This is a genomic window from Allobosea sp., from assembly GCF_017308015.1.
Classification (GTDB): Bacteria; Pseudomonadota; Alphaproteobacteria; order Rhizobiales; family Beijerinckiaceae; genus Allobosea.
The window spans coordinates 304,991-324,048 of sequence record NZ_JAFKFW010000002.1; the positions used below are offsets into that span (position 1 = coordinate 304,991).

Consider the following 19,058-nt stretch of genomic DNA (forward strand, 5'->3'; position numbering starts at 1 on the left):
GGGCCGCGCCCCGATGCCCCCTTGGCACCGGGGTTGGAGGACGATGCCGATGCGCATGATCTGGGGAATTTTATTTGTCGCCGCCTGGCTGAACGAGCCGGCTCTCGCGCAGCAAGGCTCGGCCTACGATGCCGGGCTTCGGGTGGCGCAGAGGCGCGGCTATGCCAATGCGGATTGCTACGCGCGCGTCTTCGCGAAACACGCCGTGGTCATCGAGAGACCCGGTGGCGGGCGCGGCTGGCATGCCAGCTCGACCCCGGCTTACAATGCCGAGCAGCGCTCGCGCTGTGGGATCGACCGGCTGGAGGACCTCGCCGCACGTCGCGAGGCAGGGCGCTTCGCTGCGCCCGGCGCCCCCCGCCCGCGAGGCGGCATCCACGGGCTCGGCATGAAGGTCGCGGCCGAGCGCGGATACAGTGGCAGCCAGGCGACATGCTTTGCTCGCGTCTATGCAACCTACGCCTCGCCACAGCCGGCTCCGAGCGGCAAGGTGACCTATGCGATCGCCGGCGCGTCGATGCACGCCTATACGCAGGACCTGTTCCAGCGCTGCGGGATCAGCCGCTAGACCTGTCTTCCGGCCCGAGAAGCGCGGCGAGCCTCGCCCTCTCCTCGGTTGACAGAGCATTCGGTGCGGCCGCGTCGACCAGGCGCTGGCGCGCGCGGCGCCAGAGAAAAGCGATCGCAAGCAGAAGAATGATGAAAGGCGCGCCCCAGAGCAGCAGGGTCTGCGCATTGAGCGGCGGGCGCAGCAGCACGAAATCGCCATAACGCGCGACAACGAAATCGACCACCGCCTTGTCGTTATCGCCGGCGACGAGACGCTCCCGGACGAGGATGCGCAGGTCGCGGGCGAGCGGCGCGTCGGAATCGTCGATCGACTGATTCTGGCAGACGAGGCAGCGCAGTTCGCCGGAAATCGCGCGCGCGCGCTGCTCCAGCGCCGGATTGGGCAAGATCTCGTCGGGCTGCACGGCATGAGCCGCCGGCGCCACCAGCAGCATCAGGCCGAAGATGAGGGCAGTCCGCCGCATCCGCCTCACTCCGCCGGCTGCACGGCACCGGCAGGCGCCGCGCGCTTCGGCGCCGCCAGCCGGAAGCGTCGGTCGGTCAGCGAGAGCCCGCCGCCGAGCGCCATGACCAGAGAGCCGATCCAGATCAGCAGGATCAACGGCTTGTCGTAGAGGCGCACGGCGACGACGCCATCCTGAGCCTCGCCGAGGCTGACATAGGCCTGGCTCAGACCATCGGTCCGGATCCCGGCCTCGGTCGTCGGCATCGCGCGGGCGGTATAGACGCGCTTGGAAGCTTCGACCGGCGTGAGTTCGCGGTCTCCGGCGAAGAGCTGGAAACGGGCGACCTCGGCCCGGAAATTCGGCCCGGTGCGCGGCGACATCCCTTCCAGGACGATCGTGTAGCGGCCGCTCGTCAGGCGCTCGCCGGGTTTCAGGACCGTGATCGCCTCGGTGCTCCAGGCCTGGGCCGCGATGCCGATGATGCTCAGGCCGATACCGGCATGGGCCAGCGCAGTGCCCCAGGCCGAACGAGGCAGACCGCGCGCCCGCGACAGCATTGCTTGCCAGCCGCTGGCGCGGGTCACGATGCGCTCGGCCAGGTCGAAACCGGCGCCGAGAACGAGGAAGACGCCCAAGCCGACGCCGAGCGGCGCCAGAACCGGCCCGCCGCGGGTGAAGAAGAGCAGCGCAAGCGCCGCCAGCACCGCGAGCCCGAAGGCCACGGCATTGCGCTGGGCCGCACCGAGCAAATCGCCGCGTTTCCAGGCCAGCGACTGGCCGATCGGCAGGAGAAGCAGCAGGGGCACCATCACCGGTACGAACGTCGCGTTGTAGAAGGGCGCGCCAACCGAGATCTTGTCGCCGGTGAGCATTTCCAGCAGCAGCGGATAGAGCGTACCGACGAAGACGGTGGCGCAGGCCGTCGCCAGGAAGACGTTGTTGACGACGAGCGCGCTCTCCCGGGAGACCGGCGCGAACAATCCGCCCTGCCGCAGCAGAGGCGCGCGCCAGGCGAAGAGCGCCAGTGATCCTCCGACGAAGAAGATCAGGATGAGCAGAATGAAGAGGCCGCGCGCCGGGTCGGTCGCGAAGGAATGGACCGAGGTCAGCACGCCCGAGCGGACGATGAAGGTGCCGAGCAGCGAGAGCGAGAAGGTCAGGATCGCGAGCAGGATCGTCCACACCTTCAGGGCGTCGCGCTTCTCCATCACCACGGTCGAGTGGATCAGGGCGGTGCCGGCGAGCCAAGGCATGAAAGAGGCGTTCTCGACCGGGTCCCAGAACCACCAGCCGCCCCAGCCGAGTTCGTAATAGGCCCAGTAGGAGCCCATCGCGATGCCGAGCGTCAGGAAGGTCCAGGCCAGCAGCGTCCAAGGGCGGACAGCGCGCGCCCACATCGCGTCTATGCGCCCGTCGATCAGCGCCGCGACCGCGAAAGCGTATGTGATCGAGAAGCCGACATAGCCGATATAGAGCAGCGGCGGATGGATCGCGAGGCCGAGATCCTGCAGGATCGGATTGAGATCCTGCCCCTCGGCCGGCACCGGTGCAAGCCTCTGGAACGGGTTCGAGGTCAGCAATGTGAAGGCGAGGAACGCGACCGCGACGAGCCCCTGCACAGCGAGCGTTCCGGCCCGCAGGCGCGGCGGCAGCGAGCGGCGCGACAGCGCGACCAGCGCCCCGAAGAGCGTCAGGATCAGCACCCAGAGCAGCATCGAGCCTTCGTGATTGCCCCAGACGGAGGTGAATTTGTAGATCAGCGGCTGCGCCGAGTGGGAATTGGCGACGACGTTGCCGACCGAGAAATCCGAACGGACATAGGACGTCACCAGAGCCGCGAATGAGAGCGCTACCAGCGCGAATGAAACCAGAGCCGCGCTGCTGCCGACCGAAGCCAGCGTCCGATCCTGCCGGAACACGCCCCAGAACGGTACCACCGCCTGGATCACGGAGACGCCGAGCGCGAGCGCGAGCGCGTAATGGCCGATCTCGACGATCATGCTTGGCTCATGGTTTTGCCGGCGCCGCGGCCGGGGAGCCGGAGCTCCCTGCCTGCCAGTGCCCCTGCTTCTTCAGCGCGTCGGCGACCTCGCGCGGCATATAGGTCTCATCGTGCTTCGCCAGCACCGAATCGGCCTTGAAGCGCCCGGCGCCTTCGAAGACGCCTTCGGTGACCACGCCCTGCCCTTCGCGGAAAAGGTCGGGCAACAGGCCATCGTAGCCGACCTTGATGGAGGTCTTGCCGTCGGTGACACTGAAGGAGATGCGCTGACCGGCGCCCCGCTGGACGGAACCGGTCTCGACCAGACCGCCGAGGCGCATGCGGGTGCCCGGCAGCACGCCCTTCTCGGCGATCTCGGTCGGACCGTAGAAGAAGACGATGGTGTCACGCATCGCGAAGAGAACGAGGCCCGCCGCGACGAACAGAACCGCACCGGCCGCCGCGATCAGTGTCAGCCTGCGCTGCTTGCGGGTGAAGCGGCGTTTCGCCGGGAGCGGCCGCGTCGGCTGGGCAATCGTCATGGCACGGCCTCCTTCAAGGCCAATTCATCGGCGAGAGCGTCGATCGCCGCAAGCGCATCCTTGTCTTCAGCCAGTCGCTCACGCGCCGTCTTCACGGCCTGCAACGCTGCGGGCTTGTCGCCGAGGACAACCCGGGCGCGGATCAGGCGGCTCCATTCGGTCAACGTGCCCCCTCCGGCACTCAGACGCTCCGACAGCCCCTCGACCATCGCCTTGATCGCCTGCTGGCGTTCGGCCTCGGGCAAGGCCGCAACCGCCTTGCGACCGGCATCGGCCTGCATCCGCTCCAGACGGGCGCGGACAGCGCCGGCCCAGTCGGCATCGGCGGGCGCTTCAGCGAGGAGCTGGGAGAGGGCTGCCTGTGCACCCTCGCCATCACCATCCTGCTCCTTGGCAAGGGCAAGATAATAGCGCGCCCGGGGGTTTTGGGGATCGCGCTTGACGGTTTCGGCAAGCGCCTCACGCGCCGCCGCCGTTACGACACCGCCGGCTTCCATGATGCGGGCTTCGCCGAGCCCGGCGTAAAGCTCGGGGCCGGGCTTTCCGGAGCGGATGGCGGCGGCGAAGGCTTTCGCGGCCTCGTCATAGCGGCCCTGGCGCAGATAGATCGGCGCGAGCAGCGACCAGCCTTTCGCATCGCCCGGGTTGGCGGCGAGATGCGCTTCCATGCGCGCGAGCACGATGGCGAAATCCTGCTGCTGTCCGGCCTTCTCCAGTCGCGCCGCCAGCGGCTGATCAGGCTGGCCAGGAGAGCCGTAGAGGCCGTAGATCAGGAGGGCGAGCAGCGGAACGACCGAGAGCATCAGGGCCGAACTCGCCCGGCGACGGCGCAGGGAAGGTTCGGTTTCTCCGGCCGGACCGGTTTCATCGCCAGCCGCACGCAGGAGGCGCCGGGCGGCTTCCGTGCGGGCGGCCTGGGCTTCCTCTTCGCCGATCAGCTTGCGCGCGAGATCGCGATCGATCTCCTTGAGCTGAGACCGGTAGAGACTGCGGGCGTCGGCGACGTCGGCGAACCCTTGCGCCCGGCCACGGCTGAGCGGCCAGAGCAAGGCGAAAACCGCCGCCCCCGTCATCGCTGCGAAAATGGCCCAGATCATCATGCGGCGTTCTTAGCCAATCGTCGGCTCGGGTTCATGGTGACAAAGGGTCACGCGGCAAAGAATTCCTTTAAACCGAAGGCAGTTCCAGCCGCGCCCGCAAGCCGCCGAGCGGCGAGCGGTGCAAGGTCAGGCCACCGCCATAGAGCTTGGCGAGGTCGACGACGATGGAGAGGCCGAGGCCGGAGCCCGGCGTGGTCTCATCGAGCCGGCGGCCACGCTTCAGCACCTCTACCATGGCTTCTGCCGGCAGGCCGGGACCGTCATCGTCGATCAGCAGCGCGATCCGCTCGGTATCGGCCACCTTCTCGCCGGCGAGCGAAACCTCCACCGTCGACCCCGCCCATTTGAAGGCATTATCGAGCAGATTGCCGAGCATCTCCTCCAGATCCTGCTTCTCGCCGCGGAAGCGCAGGCCCGGCGGGATCGCCTGCGAGCCGGAGATGCCCCTGCCCTGCGAGATCTTGGTGAAGGTGCGCAGCAATGCATCGAGCGACGGCGCGATCTCGGTGACGCCGCCGAGCGCGCCGGAAAGCGCAGCCGCCCGAGCTCTGTCGAGATAATACTGGACCTGATCGCGCATGATCGCGGCCTGGGCGCGGACGGTTTGAGGCAATTGGCCGTCGCCGCTCGTGCCGGCCTCGTTCATCATCACGCTGAGCGGCGTCTTGAGCGCATGCGCGAGATTGCCGACCTGGGTGCGGGCACGGTCGAGGATTTCGTGATTGGCGTCGATGAGCTGGTTGAGCTCGCTGGCGAGCGGCGCGAGATCGGGTGGATACTGCCCGACGATCCGTGGGCTCTCACCTGTCCTGACCGCGCCAACAGCGGAGCGCAGGCGGACCAACGGACGCAGGCCGAAGCGCACCTGCGCGAGCGTCGAGGCGACCAGGGCGATGCCGAGCAACAGAAAGGTCATCGCCAGCGCGAAGCGGAAATCCTGGATATCGCCCTCGATCTCGTCGGCGGGCGCTGCAACCGCGACGGTGAAGCGCCCATCCTCGCCGACATCGATCTCACGCTCCAGGACGCGCAGCCGGCGATCGTCGGGGCCCGAGACATAGCTCTCACGCAAGCCGCGACTGTTCGGCGTGATCGACTGGTCGAGCAACCTGGGCAACTGCCCGCCGACCAGCGAGCGCGAAGCACGGACGTTGGGGCGCTCGCCGTCGAGCCTGGTGATCTGCCAATACCAGCCGGTGAGCGGCAGGTCGAAGCGCGGCTCCCCGAGATCGCCGACGGTCTGGCGCTCGGTTTCCGGAGGCGCAGCAAGATCCGCGACCAGCTGCTTGATATAGACCGACAACCGCTCGTCGAAGCCGCGCTCAGCCGAACGGCGGTAGAACGTGGTAAGACCGACGCCGGCCAGCACAAGGATGAGCACGCAGCAGACGGCCGCCGAGAAGAACAGCCGCGTTCCCAGCGAGTAGCGATGGGATCTGAGCGGCATCGCCCGCGATCAGACCTTTTCCGGAGAGGCGGCAATATAGCCGAGCCCCCGGACGGTCTCGATCACTTCGACGCCGAGCTTCTTGCGCAGACGGCCGACGAAGACCTCGATCGTGTTCGAATCGCGGTCGAAATCCTGATCGTAGAGATGCTCGACCAGTTCGGTCCGCGACACGACCCGTCCCTGATGATGCATCAGATAGGACAGCAGGCGGTATTCGTGCGAAGTGAGCTTGACCGGATTGCCGTCGACGACGACGCGGCTCGCACGGGTGTCGAGCCGAACGGGACCGCAGACCAATTCCGAGGTCGCATGGCCGGCGGCGCGGCGCAGCAGGGCACGGACGCGCGCCAGCAATTCCTCGATATGGAAGGGCTTGACGACGTAGTCGTCGGCACCGGCATCGAAACCGCTGACCTTGTCGCTCCAGCGATCGCGCGCGGTCAGGATCAGCACCGGCATGGTTTTGCCGGCCCGGCGCCAGCCCTGCAGCACGGCAACGCCGTCGACCTTCGGCAGGCCGAGATCGAGGATCACCGCATCGTAGGGTTCGGACTCGCCGAGATACAGGCCTTCTTCGCCGTCGAAAGCCTTGTCGACGGCATAGCCGGCGTTCTCGAGCGCGGTCACGATCTGGCGGTTGAGGTCCTTGTCGTCCTCGACGACGAGCAATCTCACGGTGGGCGCTCTCCAGTTGGTGGTAGCCGCGATGCGATCAGCGGATGGTGGCAATCTTGCCGGATTGTCCTTCCAGCGTCACCCTCGCAACGCGACCGTCACGCTTCAACGTCGTCACCACATAGACGAATTCCTCGCCCTGGCGACAGAGCCTGATGCGGACGACCTCGCCCGGAGCGGCATGGCGGGCATGGCGCGAGGCTTCCGCCGGCTGCATGACACGCCCTTCGGCAACCGCATCGCGCGTCTCTTCGGAAGACAGGCAGGAAATCGGCGTCGCGTCGTCGACGCGGATGACCGGCATCGGCGAAGACGCAACAAGCGCAAAAGCAAGGATCGGTTCGACCAGCATCGTCGGCATCGCTAGTCCCATCCGCCTGAATGCGCCATGAATGCATCGCCTCGTTCACAAGCTACACTAGATCAGCGCACCGAAATCCGTCCACGCCATTCGCGGCCGCGCCCGACCGTGGCGCTGAGCTGGCGAAGCGACAGCCCGATTTCCTGCTGCGGCGCCCCGAAATCAGCGAGTTCCTGCGCCGCCGGATAGGTCCATTCCGGAACGTTCACGATTTCGGTACGAAGCAGCGCGTCACCAGCGAGCACGCTGAGTTCATAACGCTCTCCCTCTTCTCCAAGAGGAACCTCCACCAGATCCCAGGAATCACCGTCGATTCGCGTCCGCCGGATCCAGTCGAAGACGATGCCGGCGCCGGACCTCACCCCCTTCGGTCGGACAGGCGAGAGCGGGACGAGCGCCTCCCCGGTGATCGGGGCCGCGAATTCCACCATCGTGGCATCGCCGACATCGTCGCGAGCTGGCCCGACACGATAACGCCGCGTCCGGCCGAGATCGGCCAGATCGGCGGTCAGGGAAACCGACGCGCCATCGAGCACGACGACACGGGAACCGGCCGGAAGCGTACGCGCTGCTACGGCTTCGCTGCCGCCGATCCCACGCAGCAGCCCCGCCAGGCGGAACTGCTGCGGTCCGGTCAGCTCGACGTGAGACACCGTCACGATCTCGATCGCCCCATCCGCACCGACCAGGGCCAGAGCATTCGCGCCGGCCAATGCTGCTTCCGGTGAGACGGAGGACAAGACGCCGCCGCGCAACCGGACGTCCAGAACGGCATGTCGGTCCGTTCGCCAGAGCGGTCCCGCCGGCAGCGCCGTCAACGTCTCACCGACGATCGAGGGAACCTCGACAAGACCGTCCAGCGCGAACAGCCCGGCCTCGTCGGCACGCCAGATCGCAAGGCCACCCGGCCAGGGCACGGCGAACGCAGCGAGCGCCAGCAAGGGTGGAGGCTGCACCGTGGCGATCGGCAGGGCCAACGGCACGGCCAGCGGGCGCCCGGGCAACGCGGGAGGCGTTCGCGGCGGACGTGTGCCGCCGCTCGTTCCCGTCGTCATGTAGATCGCCGGCTCGACGGCACGCGCGCTGATCTTCCGCGTCGGGCCGTCCGCGATGCGGGTGACGCGAAACAGGCGGTTGCCGGCTTTGGTCGGGACGGACAGGACATCGCCGGGCTCGATCGCGATGCAGCGTGGGGAAAGCTCGCATTCAAGCGTCTCGCGCCCTGCCCAGGCTTCCTGCAGGCGCTGGTCCGCCAGCCGTCGCCCTTCAGCAGAGCGGGTCACGATCGCGGTTTCGACTGCGACCTCGCGCCGGGCCGCGCCGGCCAGACGGCGCGAGCGTGCGGCAGCGCTGCGATAACCGGCATCGCTGTCGCTGAAGCCGAGGCGCAGTTCGAGCGGCAGTTCCGTCTCCTGGCTGCGCCGCAGCGTGAAGGGCTCGCCATCGCGATCGGGAACCAGATCATCCGGGCCGAGGAGACGCGAGACCTTACCACCCCTCCCCTCGATCCGCAGAGTCCCCGCGCTCATGACTGCGTCGAAGCCGGAGCTTTGGGCCAGCGGCTCCAGCGCCTGCCGCGCCGACATGGGGCGATCCAGCACATAGCCATCGACGAAGCCATCGACGGCGATCCGGTCGGCCGTTGGCAAGCCGAAATCGACCAGCAGCTTGGCGATCAGCCGATCGACCGGCGTGCCTTCCAGGCGCCCGTTCAGCCAATGGCCAGTCTCGAAATTCGCTCCGTCGGCCCAGATGCCGGAAAGGTCCGGAAAGGCAGGGAAAGGCCGCGTATCCCAAGTCCAGACGAAGATCCTGTTGGGATCGACCATGCGGATGCCGCTAACCGGGTGGACCGGGTTGCGCGCCGCATCGAAGCCCGCCCGCGCCGGATCGAAGCCGGAGATGATCGCCTCCAACCCCCGCGCCTGTACAAGATCGTCGCGCGCACCGCTCGAAAACGGCGGATGGCCGCCCTCTTCCGATTTGGGATCGGGAAACATGTTGGGCGCATTGGCGCCCTTGTCTACGGCGGGCACGCCGGTTTCCGTCAGCCAGATCGGCTTCGCGCCCGGCACGAACGATGTCGCTGTCGTCTCGATGCCGCCCACGCGGCGGATGTGGGCCTGGCTCCACCAGCCCCATAGGTCCTTGGGCCGGAAGACCCACGGCTTGCCATAGGCGCCGTCGGTGATCGGCAGGCGCGCCTGCGCGGCCCGGCCGCCCTCGTCGGCATAGTACCAGTCATAGGCTTCGCCCGCGGTCAGGCGCTGCCGCAGATAGGCGAGATCGGCCGGGCCGCGTGCGGTTGCCGCGTCGGCATGGCTGCCGGAATCGCGCCAGTCCGAGAGCGGTGGATAGAAATCGATGCCGATCGCGCCGATGGCGGGAGAGGCCCAAAGCGGATCGAGCGGGAAATCGACGATATCGCCGCCGGCGCGGACATCGGCGCCATATTCGGTCCAGTCGGCAGCATAGGTCGCCAACGCGGCGGGCAGCATCGCCTTGACGTCCTGCGCGATGGCGACGAGGTGGTCGACCATCGGATAGCCGGCCGCTGCGCGCAGATGCGTCAGCCCAACCATCTCGGAGCCGATGACGAAGCCCTCGACGCCGCCGGCCGCCTGTGCCAGCGCAGCGCAGTGCATGACGAGCCGACGATAGGACCACTCGTCCGGCTTGGCGCAGACGACACCGGAGTCCGCCACTGCCATATCGGCCGGCGTAACCGTACCAACGAAAGACGCGACCTGTGCCGCGAGGGCACTACTGCCTTCCGGGCTTCCCGGCTCGCCTGGCGCCGGGTCACAGGTGATGCGGCCACGCCAGGGATAGCGGGACTGGCTCGTTGCGCCCGAATAGGGATCAGGCAGCGCATTGCCAGCCGGGATATCCATCATCACGAAGGGATAGAGCACGACCTCCAGCCCGTAATCGAAACGCAGCCGCCGTATCAGCGCGACAACGCTCTCGTCCGAGGGCGTGCCGCCGAATGCCGGCCGGCCGCCAACCTGGCTGACGACGCGCGCCGAGGGGCGCGACACCCCGGCGACCGACCACTGCGCCCCGACCGTCGGCTTGTGCGGAATCTCGATGCGCGGCGCGACGCTGCAGGCCCCGGCGCGCAGATCGTCGCCGAACCAGGACACGACCAGCGATACGCGGCGCAGATTGGGGCAGAGCGCCACGAGATGGCCGAGTGCGGTATCGACGTCGCCGCCGCCATAGAGCTGGTGGCGCGTAAGGCTTTCGGTGACCCCGGCCTCCGGCTCGTGGCTGACCGGGCGGACGTCATAGACGAACTCGCCGGCGCCGGGCGTCAGCGCCACCGCGCGGATCATGCCGCCTAGCCCCTCCACGGCGCGCACGACCTCGAAATCGAACTGCGGCAAGCGGTTGCCGTAGTCGGCCAACGGAAAGCGCTCTAACACGACATAGGCGAGCCCGCGGTAGGCCGGGGCCTCACCCGCCTCCTTCGCCACGATCAGCGGGTCGGGCTCCTGCGTCTCGTAGCCGTGATGCACGCGCATCTGCACGGTCCGGACATCGAGCTCGCGCCCATCGACCCAGATCCGCCGGATGAAGGCGATCGGCCCCTCGCATAGGCCGATCGCGAGGTTGGCATGGTAGCTATAGGTCGTCTCGAAGGTTTTCTTGGAGCGGCCACCGCCCTTGCCGCCGCTCTTGGTGCGCGTGATCGAGACCGTGACTTCCTCCTCGAAGCGCGTCGCCCAGATCAGTTGCCCGCCAAGGCGCGCGCGACCGTAAAGGCGCGGAATCGCGGCGCCCTCCGTCGCGGCAAGGCCGTTGACCTCCTTGAGGCGCGGGCCGTCGACGATCTTGTTCCCGCCACCAGAATTGCCGAGCCAGGCCTGATCGATGCTGGCGCCGGCGAGCCCGCCGAGCGCCTGGCCGATGACGCCGCCGACCGGCCCGCCCAGGGCCGACCCGAGAGCAGCACCGGCAACCTGGAGAAGAAGCGTCGCCATCAGTCGGTCACTCCCGGAAAGGAAAAGGCATGGCTGAGATGACGCCGCCACCACGGCGTGAACGCGACCTCGGCAACGGCGGCGCCGTCATGGGCATGGATGATGCTGCCGGGCCCCGCGAGAATGGCGCAGTGCTTGGCCGGCAGATGCTCCCGCCAACGGAAGAGCAGCACATCGCCGGCTTGCGCCTCCGACACTGCGATCGGCAGCAGATGCCGCGAGGCTGCCAGCGCCAGCGTCTCCTGCCGCAGGCTTTCTGCCCAGTTAGGCGAATAGGGCGGCGGCTGTTCGGGCTCGGCCCCGCAGAGATCGCGCCAGACGCCGCGCACCAGCCCGAGGCAGTCGCAGCCGATACCGCATAACGAGGCCTGATGATGATAGGGCGTGCCCAGCCAGAGCCGCGCGGCGTCGACAATCTCGTCGCGCCTCATCGGAACAGGCTCCCGCCATCGAGCCCGCCGTCGCCGGGACGGACGCCGCCAATGATGAAATCGGTCGTCGGCATATGCGGGAAGCCGCGGAAATTGACGCCATTGCCAAATTTGGCACGACAGGTCGCGAAGCTCTTGTCGCAGCCCGGCGTGACCCTGAAGCTATCGCCGGCGGTAATCGGCGCAGCCGGCGCCTGCCAGAGCTGGAACAGCGCCTGCGCACCCTCGCGGCCATGTCGCTTCACCTCGGTGGCGAAGCCCGCATTCGCACCGCTGGTGAAGATCAGCCGGCCGCCGGTGAAGTGGCCATCGGCATAGGATTCCATGCCCTCGGCCGACAGCGAGAGGCGGCCGTCGCTCTCGACGACATCGGCTTCCGCCGCGACGAGTGCCAGGCCGCAACGCGCATCGCCGAGATCGGCCGAGCAGGAGCGCATGTAGAGACGGCCGCGCTCTTCGTCGAACGCCTTGGCAAAGCTGCGGATTTCGGCCGTGAAGCTCACCTCGCCACGCTTGATCTCGCCGACGAAGCCCTCCTCCAGCAGCACGCGCTGGTCAGGGGCGGCCCAATTCACCAGCCAGATGCGGACGCGGGCATCATCATAGGACCCGCGCGCCAGATCGCTCTCGTTCAATCCAAAAGCGGCGAAGGCGCCGGCGACCTCGCCGCCACCGATGGCGAAGCCCAGCTCCGCCGCGCTTTCCGCCGCTTCGAGGCCGGTCGTCGCCGCGAAGTCGAGGCCGTCGAAGGACAACGGACGGTCGTGATCGGTGAAACCGAGCACGAGCCCGTCGCGTCGCGTCAGGCTCCAGCAATGGCACAGCGTCGTGGCACCGGCTTCGATATGGGCGGCGAGGCCCGATGGAATGTCACGCATGGAGCAAGCCTCAGGGGATGATCTCGACCACGGGAACGCGCGGGATCTCGCCAGCCGCAAAGGCGGAGAGATCGACCTCGATCGCATCCGTGTCGAAGCGAACAGGCACGTCGAAGGTGAAGCCGGCGGTCAGGACGGCAGCCGGTGGCGGAATCGACTCCGCGGCGATGGTGACCTGCCCGGTCGAGAGGTCGCAGGAGAAGGCGCTGCCCGCCAACTCTACCCCATCCAAAGCGATCCGGACCGTTCCGTCGCAGGGCTTGGTGATCTCCCGGCTATAGGAGGAGGCACCTGCTCCGTAGACCTTGCAGAGCTGGAAGATGGCAGTGATGCCGTCTCCCACTCCGATGACCTGATCGGTCGTGGCAGGCTCCCGCGAGGGCGAGCAACTTTTCCAGTCGAGCTGGTCGCGCCAGCGGAAGCCATAAAGGCGTCCGCGGCGCTCCTCGAAGAAGCTCACCACCGCCGACAGGGCGTCGAGATTGCGGATACCGAGCCCGGCATCGTAGCGGCGGCGCGAATGCGCCCAGCGGCTGTTGCGCACCTCCCGCCCGGAGGCGAGCGTCACGATCTGCGTCTGGCGCTCCGGCCCGCCGCGCGCACCGCGCGCGACATCGAGCGGGAAGCGGACCTCATGGAAATCCGGCACGCTTTCGCTCCCTCACAGCGCCCGTCGCCCACGCGCAACCGCGCGGGCTATGGCGGCGGAGATCTGTGCCTCCGAACGGCGGAAGCTGTCGGCATCGGGCGTCGAGACCTGTACGACGATATTGAGCGGCCGCCCCTGCCCGCCACCGGCGCGCACGCCGAGGCGCCCGTCCGGCCCTCGAGAGAGCGGCATGATCGCCTCGGCGCCGCGCTCGCCCATCAGGCCAAGCCCGCGCCCGGTCGGAAAATAGGAGGGCGAGGCGACGATGCCGCCCTCGGCGAAAGGCGCGACCGGAATGCCGCCGCCGGAGCCTCCGAGGCCGATGCCTCCGAACAGACCGGTCAGGCCCTTGATGCTGCTCCCGAGCAGGCTCGACAGACCAGTCTGCAACGGCTTCAGCGCCGTCTTGAGCAGGCTGTCCGTCATCGAGCGGCCGACGCTGCGCAGTACGTCCTCGAAGCGCTTGCCCTCGACAACGCCGCGCGAGAAGGCGCTGACGATCGATTTGCCGAAGCTCTCCGACGAGCGACTGAGCGACTGGGTCAACCGGTCCATTGTCCTCAGGTCCGAGAGTCGTCCTCCCGACTCGATGCCGTCATCATCCGTCATGACATCTCCTCGATAAGTTGATTGGAATTGCCGCATCACGCGTCAGGAAAGGCGCTCATCAGCGCCGCAAGCGCCGGACGCTCCTGGGCAGAACCACGGGACTGATCCTGATGAGCCCGCAACGCGGCCGCGATCTCCCGCGGCGTCGCGGCCCAGAAGCGATCAGGCGACCAGGCCAGCCGGCCGAGGCCGAAGGCCATCACCTCGCCCCAGGGAAAAGCCGCCGGCGCGCCTATGCCGGCGGCTGCGGAGGGCGGGCTGCGTCGTCCTCCCCGAAAGTCGCCTCGAGCAGTGCGATCGCCGCCTTGATCGCGCCGCTCAGACCGCCGTCGAAGGAGAGTTCGGCGACATCCTCGTCACGGATCACCCGGCCCGCACCGCGCAGGCCGGCGGCGATGATACGGATGATGTCGCGGGCGGAGAGCCTGCCCTCGACGAAACGCTCGCCCAGCGCCGGGAGGCTGTCGACGGCGAAGGCCTGTTCGAGCTCGGCAAGCGCACCAAGCGTCAGGCGCATCGGCAGGGTTTCACCGGAGACCAGGAGCGCGGTCTCGCCGCGATGACGATTGACCATGGCCACGTCCTCAGAGCGCCGCGAAGGCCAGAAGCCCGGCGGATTCCAGCGACAGATCGAAGGTGACCTCGCCGGCATGGTCGCCGCGGTACTCCAGACCCGTGAGCTGGAACGGCCCCGCGATCGTGCCGAAATCGGGCACGACGATCTGCCAGTCGCGGATCGTCCCGTCGAAGAACGTCTGGCGGACAAGGGTGTCGGAGGCGTCGTCCTTGAAGATGCCGGCGCCGCTGATGCTGGCGCGGCGAACCCCGGCGCCGGCCAGCAATTCGCGCCAGCGCCCGGCCGATTCCGAATGCGTCACGTCGACGGTCTCGGCGTTGAAGGCGATCTGTCGCGCCCTCAGGCCCGCAACCGTGACGAAGCCGCCGGCACCATCCCCCGCCTTGAGCAGCAGGTCCTTGCCTTTCTGTGCCGCCATGCGGCTCCTCCTTTTCGACTAGAGCGTTTCAGTGGCGGCGCGAAAACGGATCGTCACCTGCGGCAGTCCATTGCGGGTCTCGCGAGCGAGCCGGCTCGACAGCCAGCGCAGATTGACGAGTGCATGCCCGTCCAGGGCGAGATCGACCTGATCGAGCGCCGCGACGATCAGGCCGGCTGCCTCCAGAGCCTGGCGCGACGAGCCGCTCTGCGCAGCCCAGACGACGAGCGAGAATTCCTGCTCGCAGCCCCGGTCGCTGCCGGTCGACCAATCGCGCGCCTCGACCTCGCCATGAACGACGTAGAGGCCGCGCGCCGCACGCGGCGGCTCATCGAAAACGCGGTCGGAGCCGATCAGCGCGGTGAGTGCCGCATTTGCAGAGAGATGCGCCTGCACAGCGGCGCGAAGGGCGAGGATGGCATCGCTCATGGCGTCACCTCCTCGGCGAGGCAGATCAACCGCCGGCGCGCACCATCGGGATCGGCGGCAGAGCGGATATCGAACAGGCGATCGCCGTCACGCAGGCGCCGGCCGGCATCGACATCGCAGCGCCAACGCATGGTGATGCGATAGTTGCGCGACTGTTCCGGCCTCCCTTGGCGCCAGGCTTCAGTGCCGGAAATCCATTCGACCTGCCCCCAGAGTGCTGCCACGGTCTCGAAAACCTGCGTCGCGCCGCCGAGACCGTCCGGCGTGGCCACCGGCTGCTCCAGCACGAGCCGCCGCCGCATCCGGCCGATAGCGGAAGGTTCCTGCGTCATGCTCAGAGCCTCCCGCGGCGAAACGGTGCGACCAGCGCGGCAATCGCCGAGGGCAATGCCTGCGCATCGCGCCCGGCGACATCACCACGTTGTTCGAACCAGCGGGCCGCGAGGCGCAGCACCGCCTGCCGCAGCGGTGCCGGGACGGCCGCAGCCGTTGCCCCGAAGCCGACGGCGACGTCGATCTCGATTGCACCATGGGGCCGTCCGATCTCGGGTACCTCGCCCGTCAGGCGGATGACCGGCGGGTCGGCGGCCTTGTCGAGTGTCAGCGAGGCAGCCGCGACGGCCTGCGCCGCGCCCAGCACGTCATAGACGCGCGCCACGTCGATCCGCAGCAACGGCGAGAGCGGCAGGCGGATATCGCCGCCCGCCGGCCAACGGTCGAGCACGATGCGCCAGGGCTGCTCGATCAGGCAGCGGCCCGATGTCGCCTCGATCATCAGCCGAGCGGCCGTGATCAAGGTGGCGAGCAAGGCGTCCTCATCGGTCTGGTCGAGGCGCAGGAATTGGCGGGCTTCAGCGAGCGTCACCGGCTCGATCGCCGGCGGGCCCAGGGCAAGCGGCGTCATGAGCGCTCCCTTCATTCGTTCGATTTGCGTAGGGTTCGACCGCGAAACCGTGGTCGAGAGGGTTCATCTGCGGCGCCGGGCGCGCTATTCAGCGCCCTCTCGGAGAGGAGCACCCGATGCCCATCGCCAACCGGATCGCCGCCATCGGTCTCGCCTGTGCTGCAGCGAGCATCGCCAGCCTGCCGGTACGAGCCGTAATCGCCGGACAGGAAGGCGGACCGGCTGTCGGCTCGACCCTGATGGTGCTCAATGCACGCGGCGGGGTCTGCACCGGGATCGTCTTGTCTGCGCGCGCCATCCTGACCGCAGCGCATTGCGCAGCCGGCGGCGCGGAACTGCGCGTTCACTGGCGCGAGGGTGGCGAGCCCGTCCTCGTCACGCCCGCATCTGTCGCGCTGCATCCGGAATTCGACGCCGGCGCGATCCGGAGCCGCCGCCGCACGATCGACCTCGCGCTGATCCGCCTGGCGGAGCCCCTGCCCGGCCGCTTCAGTGCCGCGAATCTCGTCGATGGCCCTCTGCCGCGCGCCGGCAGCGGCGTCACGATCGCCGGCTATGGCGTTTCCCGCGAGGGCGAGGCTCGCAGCACCGGTACCTATCGCTCGGCAGCGCTGACGACCGTCGAGCCTTACGGACCCGGCCGCATCCTGCTCTGGGCCGCAGATGGAGTCGGCGGCGGCAAGCGCCCCGGCGCAGGGGCCTGCCAAGGCGATTCCGGCGGGCCGATCTTCGGCGACCACGGCATCGTCGCAGTGACGAGCTGGTCGACCGGACCGGCCGGACGCCAATGCGGCCTGCTCAGCCAGGGCGTGCTGGTCGCGCCGCAGCGCCGCTGGATCGATTCCACCCTGTCGCCATGGGGCGAAAGCGCCCGCTGGACACGCGGCCGCTGACGGAGGGGCTGGACTGTATCGCGCCACAGCCTAGATTGATCGGCCAGTCCATTGGTTCGTTTCATGATCTCGCGCTCGCCACTTGTTCTTGCCTGCTTCCTCGCCGTCGGCGCCGCTCCTCCTGCATTCGCCGTGGTCGGCGGCGTCGATTCGCGCGATGCACTCGGCGCCCGCGCCTCGACCGTTCGGGTCGAAACCAGCCGCGGCGAGCTCTGTTCGGGAGCGGTGATCGCCCCCGAAATCATTCTCACCGCAGCGCATTGCCTTATGGGTGGCGGCTCGATCAGCGTCGTCAGCCTGGACACCCGCTTCCGGGCGCGCCGGCAGATCGTGGTCGCCGTACTGCCGCACCCGAGCTTCGTGCCGGGAACGACGCCGCGCACCCAGCCCGGGACCGATCTCGCATTGCTACGCCTGGCGCAGCCGCTGCCGCGCGATATCGAGCCTTTGACGCTCGGTAGCGGCCTCTGGCAGGGCGAGACCATCACGATGGCCGGCTATGGGCTCTCGGCGGAGAACAACAAGCGCACGGCCCGGCGCCTTCGCGAGACGCAGCTCGTGAATGCCGGCAACTACACCACGCAGAACACGGTCAAGGTCGCCGTCGATGCCGAAAATCGCGGCGAGACGTCGGGCGCCGGCGCCTGCCGCGGCGACTCCGGCGGGCCGGTGCTGCGAGGCGACTCCCGCTCGCGCGATCTCGTCGGCATCGTCAGCTGGTCGAGCGGTCCCTTGAAGACGCAGGCGAAGCGGATCTGCGGCGGGTTCACTGCGATCACGCCGGTCAGCGAGTATCGCAGCTGGATCACCGAAGGCAGCGCGCGGCTGCGCGCGCTCGGCAGCGAAGCGCCGCCGGAGCAGGCTGCAGAACCGCGCGCCGCCTTCAGTTGGTGGTTTTCACGCTGAGCGGGATCAGACCGCGAATTTCAGCCCCTTGATCGCGGCGAAATCCTGGACGCCGCCGCCGACGCGCTTGGTCGTGTAGAACAGCACGTAGGGCTTGGCGGAGTAGGGATCGCGCAGGATGCGCACGCCCGCCCGGTCGACGACGAGATAGCCGCGCCGGAAATCGCCGAAAGCGATCGAGACCGCATTGTTGGCGATATTCGGCATGTCCTCCGCCTCGACCAACGGGAAGCCGAGCAGCGTCGCCGGAGCACCGGCCGAAGCGGGCGGCTGCCAGAGATAGTTGCCCGTCGAGTCCTTGAACTTGCGGACGGTTCCTTGCGTCTTCCGGTTCATCACGAAGGAGGCGTTCTGGCGGAAGCCGGCCTTCAGCGCGTAGACGAGATCGACCAGGACGTCGGACGGGTTCGAAGCCGGAAAGGCGCCAGCCACACCGGTGTTGAGCACGCCGATATTGCCCCAGCTCCAGCTCGCATCGGCGACCGTCGGGTAGGCCAGGAAGCCCTTGGGCTTGTCGACGCCGTCGCCATTGACGAAGGCCGCACCCTCCTGCTCGGCGAAGGCGCTCTCGACCTCCTCGGCGATCCACTGGTCGATATCGACGATGGCGTCGTCGAGCAGGGTCTGCGTCGCCGCCGGCATGGCATAGAGCTCCATGGCCGGGAAGGAGAGCTCGGCCAGGGTCGGCGAAGCACCTTGCGGCCGTGCTGCCGTCTCGGAAACCCAGCCGGAAGCCGGCCCCGTGGTCGAGAAGGCCTTCTTGTAGGTGCCGGACGAGATCGTGCGGACCGTGGCCAGCGAACGGATAGGCGAGACATTGGCAAGGCGGCGCAGGATCTCGCCCTCGACGGTCGCCGGGGCGAGATAGCCACCATCCGGGCCGGAGCCGGCGGAGAGCGCCTTGGATTCCAGACGCTTCAGCCCGCCGGCCTCGCCGGTCCGGACGTAAGCTCCGAAGGCGGCCTTGTGCTCAGCGGTCAGCGGATCGCGGGCACCATCCTGGCCGAGTGCCGGGCGGGCGCGGTCCAGCGTCAGCCGGTCGATGCGGCGCATGGTGTCGTCGAGCGCCGCGTCCATGCGGACGAGCTTCTCCTCGGTCAGCGGATCGACGCCCTGGCGCGCTTCCAGCCCGGCGAGGCGCTCCTCGTTGGTGGCGCGATAGCTCTCCAGCGTGTACCGCAGGTCCTCGAAAGCCAGCGCGAGATCGCCGCCGGCGGCCTTGGTCTCGGGCGCGGTGTTGGGATGGCTCATAG

The 19,058-nt window shown here is 68.2% G+C and carries 22 protein-coding genes; 3 read left to right on the forward strand and 19 right to left on the reverse strand.

Annotation, left to right across the window (positions count from 1 at the left end; translation table 11 throughout):
* Nucleotides 1–49 precede the first annotated feature (49 nt).
* On the forward strand, nucleotides 50–568 hold the full coding sequence (locus J0I42_RS01485; RefSeq protein ID WP_291652076.1) for a hypothetical protein: 519 nt from the start codon (nucleotides 50–52) through the stop codon (nucleotides 566–568).
* Here J0I42_RS01485 and J0I42_RS01490 read toward each other — a convergent pair.
* The 18 genes from J0I42_RS01490 to J0I42_RS01575 form a co-directional block, all read right to left on the reverse strand.
* Nucleotides 558–1,034 carry a cytochrome c-type biogenesis protein gene (locus J0I42_RS01490; RefSeq protein ID WP_291652078.1) on the reverse strand — a complete coding sequence of 159 codons (477 nt, stop codon included), beginning with the start codon at nucleotides 1,032–1,034 and terminating at the stop codon, nucleotides 558–560. The two genes, J0I42_RS01485 and J0I42_RS01490, sit on opposite strands and share 11 nt — an antisense overlap.
* 5 nt (nucleotides 1,035–1,039) lie before the next feature.
* Nucleotides 1,040–3,016: a heme lyase CcmF/NrfE family subunit gene (locus J0I42_RS01495; protein WP_291652080.1), complete on the reverse strand. Its 1,977-nt coding sequence runs from the start codon at nucleotides 3,014–3,016 to the stop codon at nucleotides 1,040–1,042.
* A 7-nt stretch (nucleotides 3,017–3,023) separates the two neighbouring features.
* The gene (ccmE, locus tag J0I42_RS01500) at nucleotides 3,024–3,539 is read right to left on the reverse strand and encodes a cytochrome c maturation protein CcmE (RefSeq protein WP_291652082.1); all 516 of its coding nucleotides are present in this window, start codon (nucleotides 3,537–3,539) and stop codon (nucleotides 3,024–3,026) included.
* Entirely contained in the window at nucleotides 3,536–4,639 is a 1,104-nt protein-coding gene (gene ccmI / locus J0I42_RS01505) for a c-type cytochrome biogenesis protein CcmI (RefSeq protein WP_291652084.1), read from the reverse strand. Before ccmI ends, ccmE begins: the two co-directional genes overlap by 4 nt.
* Nucleotides 4,640–4,706: 67 nt before the next feature.
* Nucleotides 4,707–6,086: a sensor histidine kinase gene (locus J0I42_RS01510; RefSeq protein WP_291652086.1), complete on the reverse strand. Its 1,380-nt coding sequence runs from the start codon at nucleotides 6,084–6,086 to the stop codon at nucleotides 4,707–4,709.
* A gap of 9 nt (nucleotides 6,087–6,095) precedes the next feature.
* The gene (locus J0I42_RS01515) at nucleotides 6,096–6,764 is read right to left on the reverse strand and encodes a response regulator transcription factor (RefSeq protein WP_291652088.1); all 669 of its coding nucleotides are present in this window, start codon (nucleotides 6,762–6,764) and stop codon (nucleotides 6,096–6,098) included.
* A 37-nt stretch (nucleotides 6,765–6,801) separates the two neighbouring features.
* Entirely contained in the window at nucleotides 6,802–7,125 is a 324-nt protein-coding gene (locus J0I42_RS01520; protein WP_291652090.1) for a PepSY domain-containing protein, read from the reverse strand.
* Between the two features lie 62 nt (nucleotides 7,126–7,187).
* Nucleotides 7,188–11,111 (reverse strand): baseplate multidomain protein megatron, encoded by a 3,924-nt coding sequence (locus J0I42_RS01525; protein WP_291652091.1) that lies wholly within the window; start codon nucleotides 11,109–11,111, stop codon nucleotides 7,188–7,190.
* On the reverse strand, nucleotides 11,111–11,542 hold the full coding sequence (locus tag J0I42_RS01530; RefSeq protein ID WP_291652093.1) for an NlpC/P60 family protein: 432 nt from the start codon (nucleotides 11,540–11,542) through the stop codon (nucleotides 11,111–11,113). Before J0I42_RS01530 ends, J0I42_RS01525 begins: the two co-directional genes overlap by 1 nt.
* On the reverse strand, nucleotides 11,539–12,420 hold the full coding sequence (locus J0I42_RS01535; protein ID WP_291652095.1) for a DUF2163 domain-containing protein: 882 nt from the start codon (nucleotides 12,418–12,420) through the stop codon (nucleotides 11,539–11,541). The genes J0I42_RS01530 and J0I42_RS01535 overlap by 4 nt, the downstream gene beginning before the upstream one ends.
* Nucleotides 12,421–12,430: 10 nt before the next feature.
* Nucleotides 12,431–13,069 carry a DUF2460 domain-containing protein gene (locus tag J0I42_RS01540; protein WP_291652097.1) on the reverse strand — a complete coding sequence of 213 codons (639 nt, stop codon included), beginning with the start codon at nucleotides 13,067–13,069 and terminating at the stop codon, nucleotides 12,431–12,433.
* A gap of 12 nt (nucleotides 13,070–13,081) precedes the next feature.
* Nucleotides 13,082–13,678 (reverse strand): phage tail tape measure protein, encoded by a 597-nt coding sequence (locus J0I42_RS01545; protein ID WP_291652099.1) that lies wholly within the window; start codon nucleotides 13,676–13,678, stop codon nucleotides 13,082–13,084.
* Between the two features lie 35 nt (nucleotides 13,679–13,713).
* The gene (locus tag J0I42_RS01550) at nucleotides 13,714–13,914 is read right to left on the reverse strand and encodes a phage tail assembly chaperone (protein WP_291652662.1); all 201 of its coding nucleotides are present in this window, start codon (nucleotides 13,912–13,914) and stop codon (nucleotides 13,714–13,716) included.
* Nucleotides 13,911–14,252 (reverse strand): gene transfer agent family protein, encoded by a 342-nt coding sequence (locus J0I42_RS01555; protein ID WP_291652101.1) that lies wholly within the window; start codon nucleotides 14,250–14,252, stop codon nucleotides 13,911–13,913. Before J0I42_RS01555 ends, J0I42_RS01550 begins: the two co-directional genes overlap by 4 nt.
* 10 nt (nucleotides 14,253–14,262) lie before the next feature.
* Nucleotides 14,263–14,673, reverse strand: coding sequence for a phage major tail protein, TP901-1 family (locus J0I42_RS01560; RefSeq protein ID WP_291652102.1), 411 nt, complete (start codon nucleotides 14,671–14,673; stop codon nucleotides 14,263–14,265).
* Nucleotides 14,674–14,691: 18 nt separating this feature from the next.
* A complete protein-coding gene (locus tag J0I42_RS01565; RefSeq protein WP_291652104.1) occupies nucleotides 14,692–15,102 on the reverse strand; it encodes a DUF3168 domain-containing protein in 411 nt (136 codons plus the stop codon).
* A complete protein-coding gene (locus tag J0I42_RS01570; RefSeq protein WP_291652106.1) occupies nucleotides 15,099–15,434 on the reverse strand; it encodes a phage head closure protein in 336 nt (111 codons plus the stop codon). The genes J0I42_RS01565 and J0I42_RS01570 overlap by 4 nt, the downstream gene beginning before the upstream one ends.
* A gap of 2 nt (nucleotides 15,435–15,436) precedes the next feature.
* Complete coding sequence (locus J0I42_RS01575) at nucleotides 15,437–16,006, reverse strand: head-tail connector protein (protein ID WP_291652108.1); 570 nt, start codon at nucleotides 16,004–16,006, stop codon at nucleotides 15,437–15,439.
* Nucleotides 16,007–16,122: 116 nt separating this feature from the next.
* On the opposite strand from J0I42_RS01575, the gene J0I42_RS01580 reads away from it, so the two are divergent.
* Nucleotides 16,123–16,899, forward strand: a complete 777-nt coding sequence (locus J0I42_RS01580; protein WP_291652110.1) for a S1 family peptidase — start codon at nucleotides 16,123–16,125, stop codon at nucleotides 16,897–16,899.
* 63 nt (nucleotides 16,900–16,962) lie between these two features.
* Nucleotides 16,963–17,805 carry a S1 family peptidase gene (locus J0I42_RS01585; protein WP_291652112.1) on the forward strand — a complete coding sequence of 281 codons (843 nt, stop codon included), beginning with the start codon at nucleotides 16,963–16,965 and terminating at the stop codon, nucleotides 17,803–17,805.
* A 6-nt stretch (nucleotides 17,806–17,811) separates the two neighbouring features.
* Here J0I42_RS01585 and J0I42_RS01590 read toward each other — a convergent pair whose 3' ends face one another.
* A complete protein-coding gene (locus tag J0I42_RS01590; protein WP_291652114.1) occupies nucleotides 17,812–19,056 on the reverse strand; it encodes a phage major capsid protein in 1,245 nt (414 codons plus the stop codon).
* Nucleotides 19,057–19,058: the final 2 nt, after the last annotated feature.

What these genes read in the sequence shown, in the direction of transcription:
- J0I42_RS01485 (WP_291652076.1), top strand. Translation starts at nt 50, where the DNA reads ATGCGCATGATCTGGGGAATTTTATTTGTCGCCGCCTGGCTGAACGAG.
- J0I42_RS01490 (WP_291652078.1), bottom strand. Translation starts at nt 1,034, where the DNA reads ATGCGGCGGACTGCCCTCATCTTCGGCCTGATGCTGCTGGTGGCGCCG.
- J0I42_RS01495 (WP_291652080.1), bottom strand. Translation starts at nt 3,016, where the DNA reads ATGATCGTCGAGATCGGCCATTACGCGCTCGCGCTCGCGCTCGGCGTC.
- ccmE (WP_291652082.1), bottom strand. Translation starts at nt 3,539, where the DNA reads ATGACGATTGCCCAGCCGACGCGGCCGCTCCCGGCGAAACGCCGCTTC.
- ccmI (WP_291652084.1), bottom strand. Translation starts at nt 4,639, where the DNA reads ATGATGATCTGGGCCATTTTCGCAGCGATGACGGGGGCGGCGGTTTTC.
- J0I42_RS01510 (WP_291652086.1), bottom strand. Translation starts at nt 6,086, where the DNA reads ATGCCGCTCAGATCCCATCGCTACTCGCTGGGAACGCGGCTGTTCTTC.
- J0I42_RS01520 (WP_291652090.1), bottom strand. Translation starts at nt 7,125, where the DNA reads ATGCCGACGATGCTGGTCGAACCGATCCTTGCTTTTGCGCTTGTTGCG.
- J0I42_RS01525 (WP_291652091.1), bottom strand. Translation starts at nt 11,111, where the DNA reads ATGGCGACGCTTCTTCTCCAGGTTGCCGGTGCTGCTCTCGGGTCGGCC.
- J0I42_RS01530 (WP_291652093.1), bottom strand. Translation starts at nt 11,542, where the DNA reads ATGAGGCGCGACGAGATTGTCGACGCCGCGCGGCTCTGGCTGGGCACG.
- J0I42_RS01535 (WP_291652095.1), bottom strand. Translation starts at nt 12,420, where the DNA reads ATGCGTGACATTCCATCGGGCCTCGCCGCCCATATCGAAGCCGGTGCC.
- J0I42_RS01545 (WP_291652099.1), bottom strand. Translation starts at nt 13,678, where the DNA reads ATGACGGATGATGACGGCATCGAGTCGGGAGGACGACTCTCGGACCTG.
- J0I42_RS01555 (WP_291652101.1), bottom strand. Translation starts at nt 14,252, where the DNA reads ATGGTCAATCGTCATCGCGGCGAGACCGCGCTCCTGGTCTCCGGTGAA.
- J0I42_RS01560 (WP_291652102.1), bottom strand. Translation starts at nt 14,673, where the DNA reads ATGGCGGCACAGAAAGGCAAGGACCTGCTGCTCAAGGCGGGGGATGGT.
- J0I42_RS01565 (WP_291652104.1), bottom strand. Translation starts at nt 15,102, where the DNA reads ATGAGCGATGCCATCCTCGCCCTTCGCGCCGCTGTGCAGGCGCATCTC.
- J0I42_RS01570 (WP_291652106.1), bottom strand. Translation starts at nt 15,434, where the DNA reads ATGACGCAGGAACCTTCCGCTATCGGCCGGATGCGGCGGCGGCTCGTG.
- J0I42_RS01575 (WP_291652108.1), bottom strand. Translation starts at nt 16,006, where the DNA reads ATGACGCCGCTTGCCCTGGGCCCGCCGGCGATCGAGCCGGTGACGCTC.
- J0I42_RS01580 (WP_291652110.1), top strand. Translation starts at nt 16,123, where the DNA reads ATGCCCATCGCCAACCGGATCGCCGCCATCGGTCTCGCCTGTGCTGCA.
- J0I42_RS01585 (WP_291652112.1), top strand. Translation starts at nt 16,963, where the DNA reads ATGATCTCGCGCTCGCCACTTGTTCTTGCCTGCTTCCTCGCCGTCGGC.
- J0I42_RS01590 (WP_291652114.1), bottom strand. Translation starts at nt 19,056, where the DNA reads ATGAGCCATCCCAACACCGCGCCCGAGACCAAGGCCGCCGGCGGCGAT.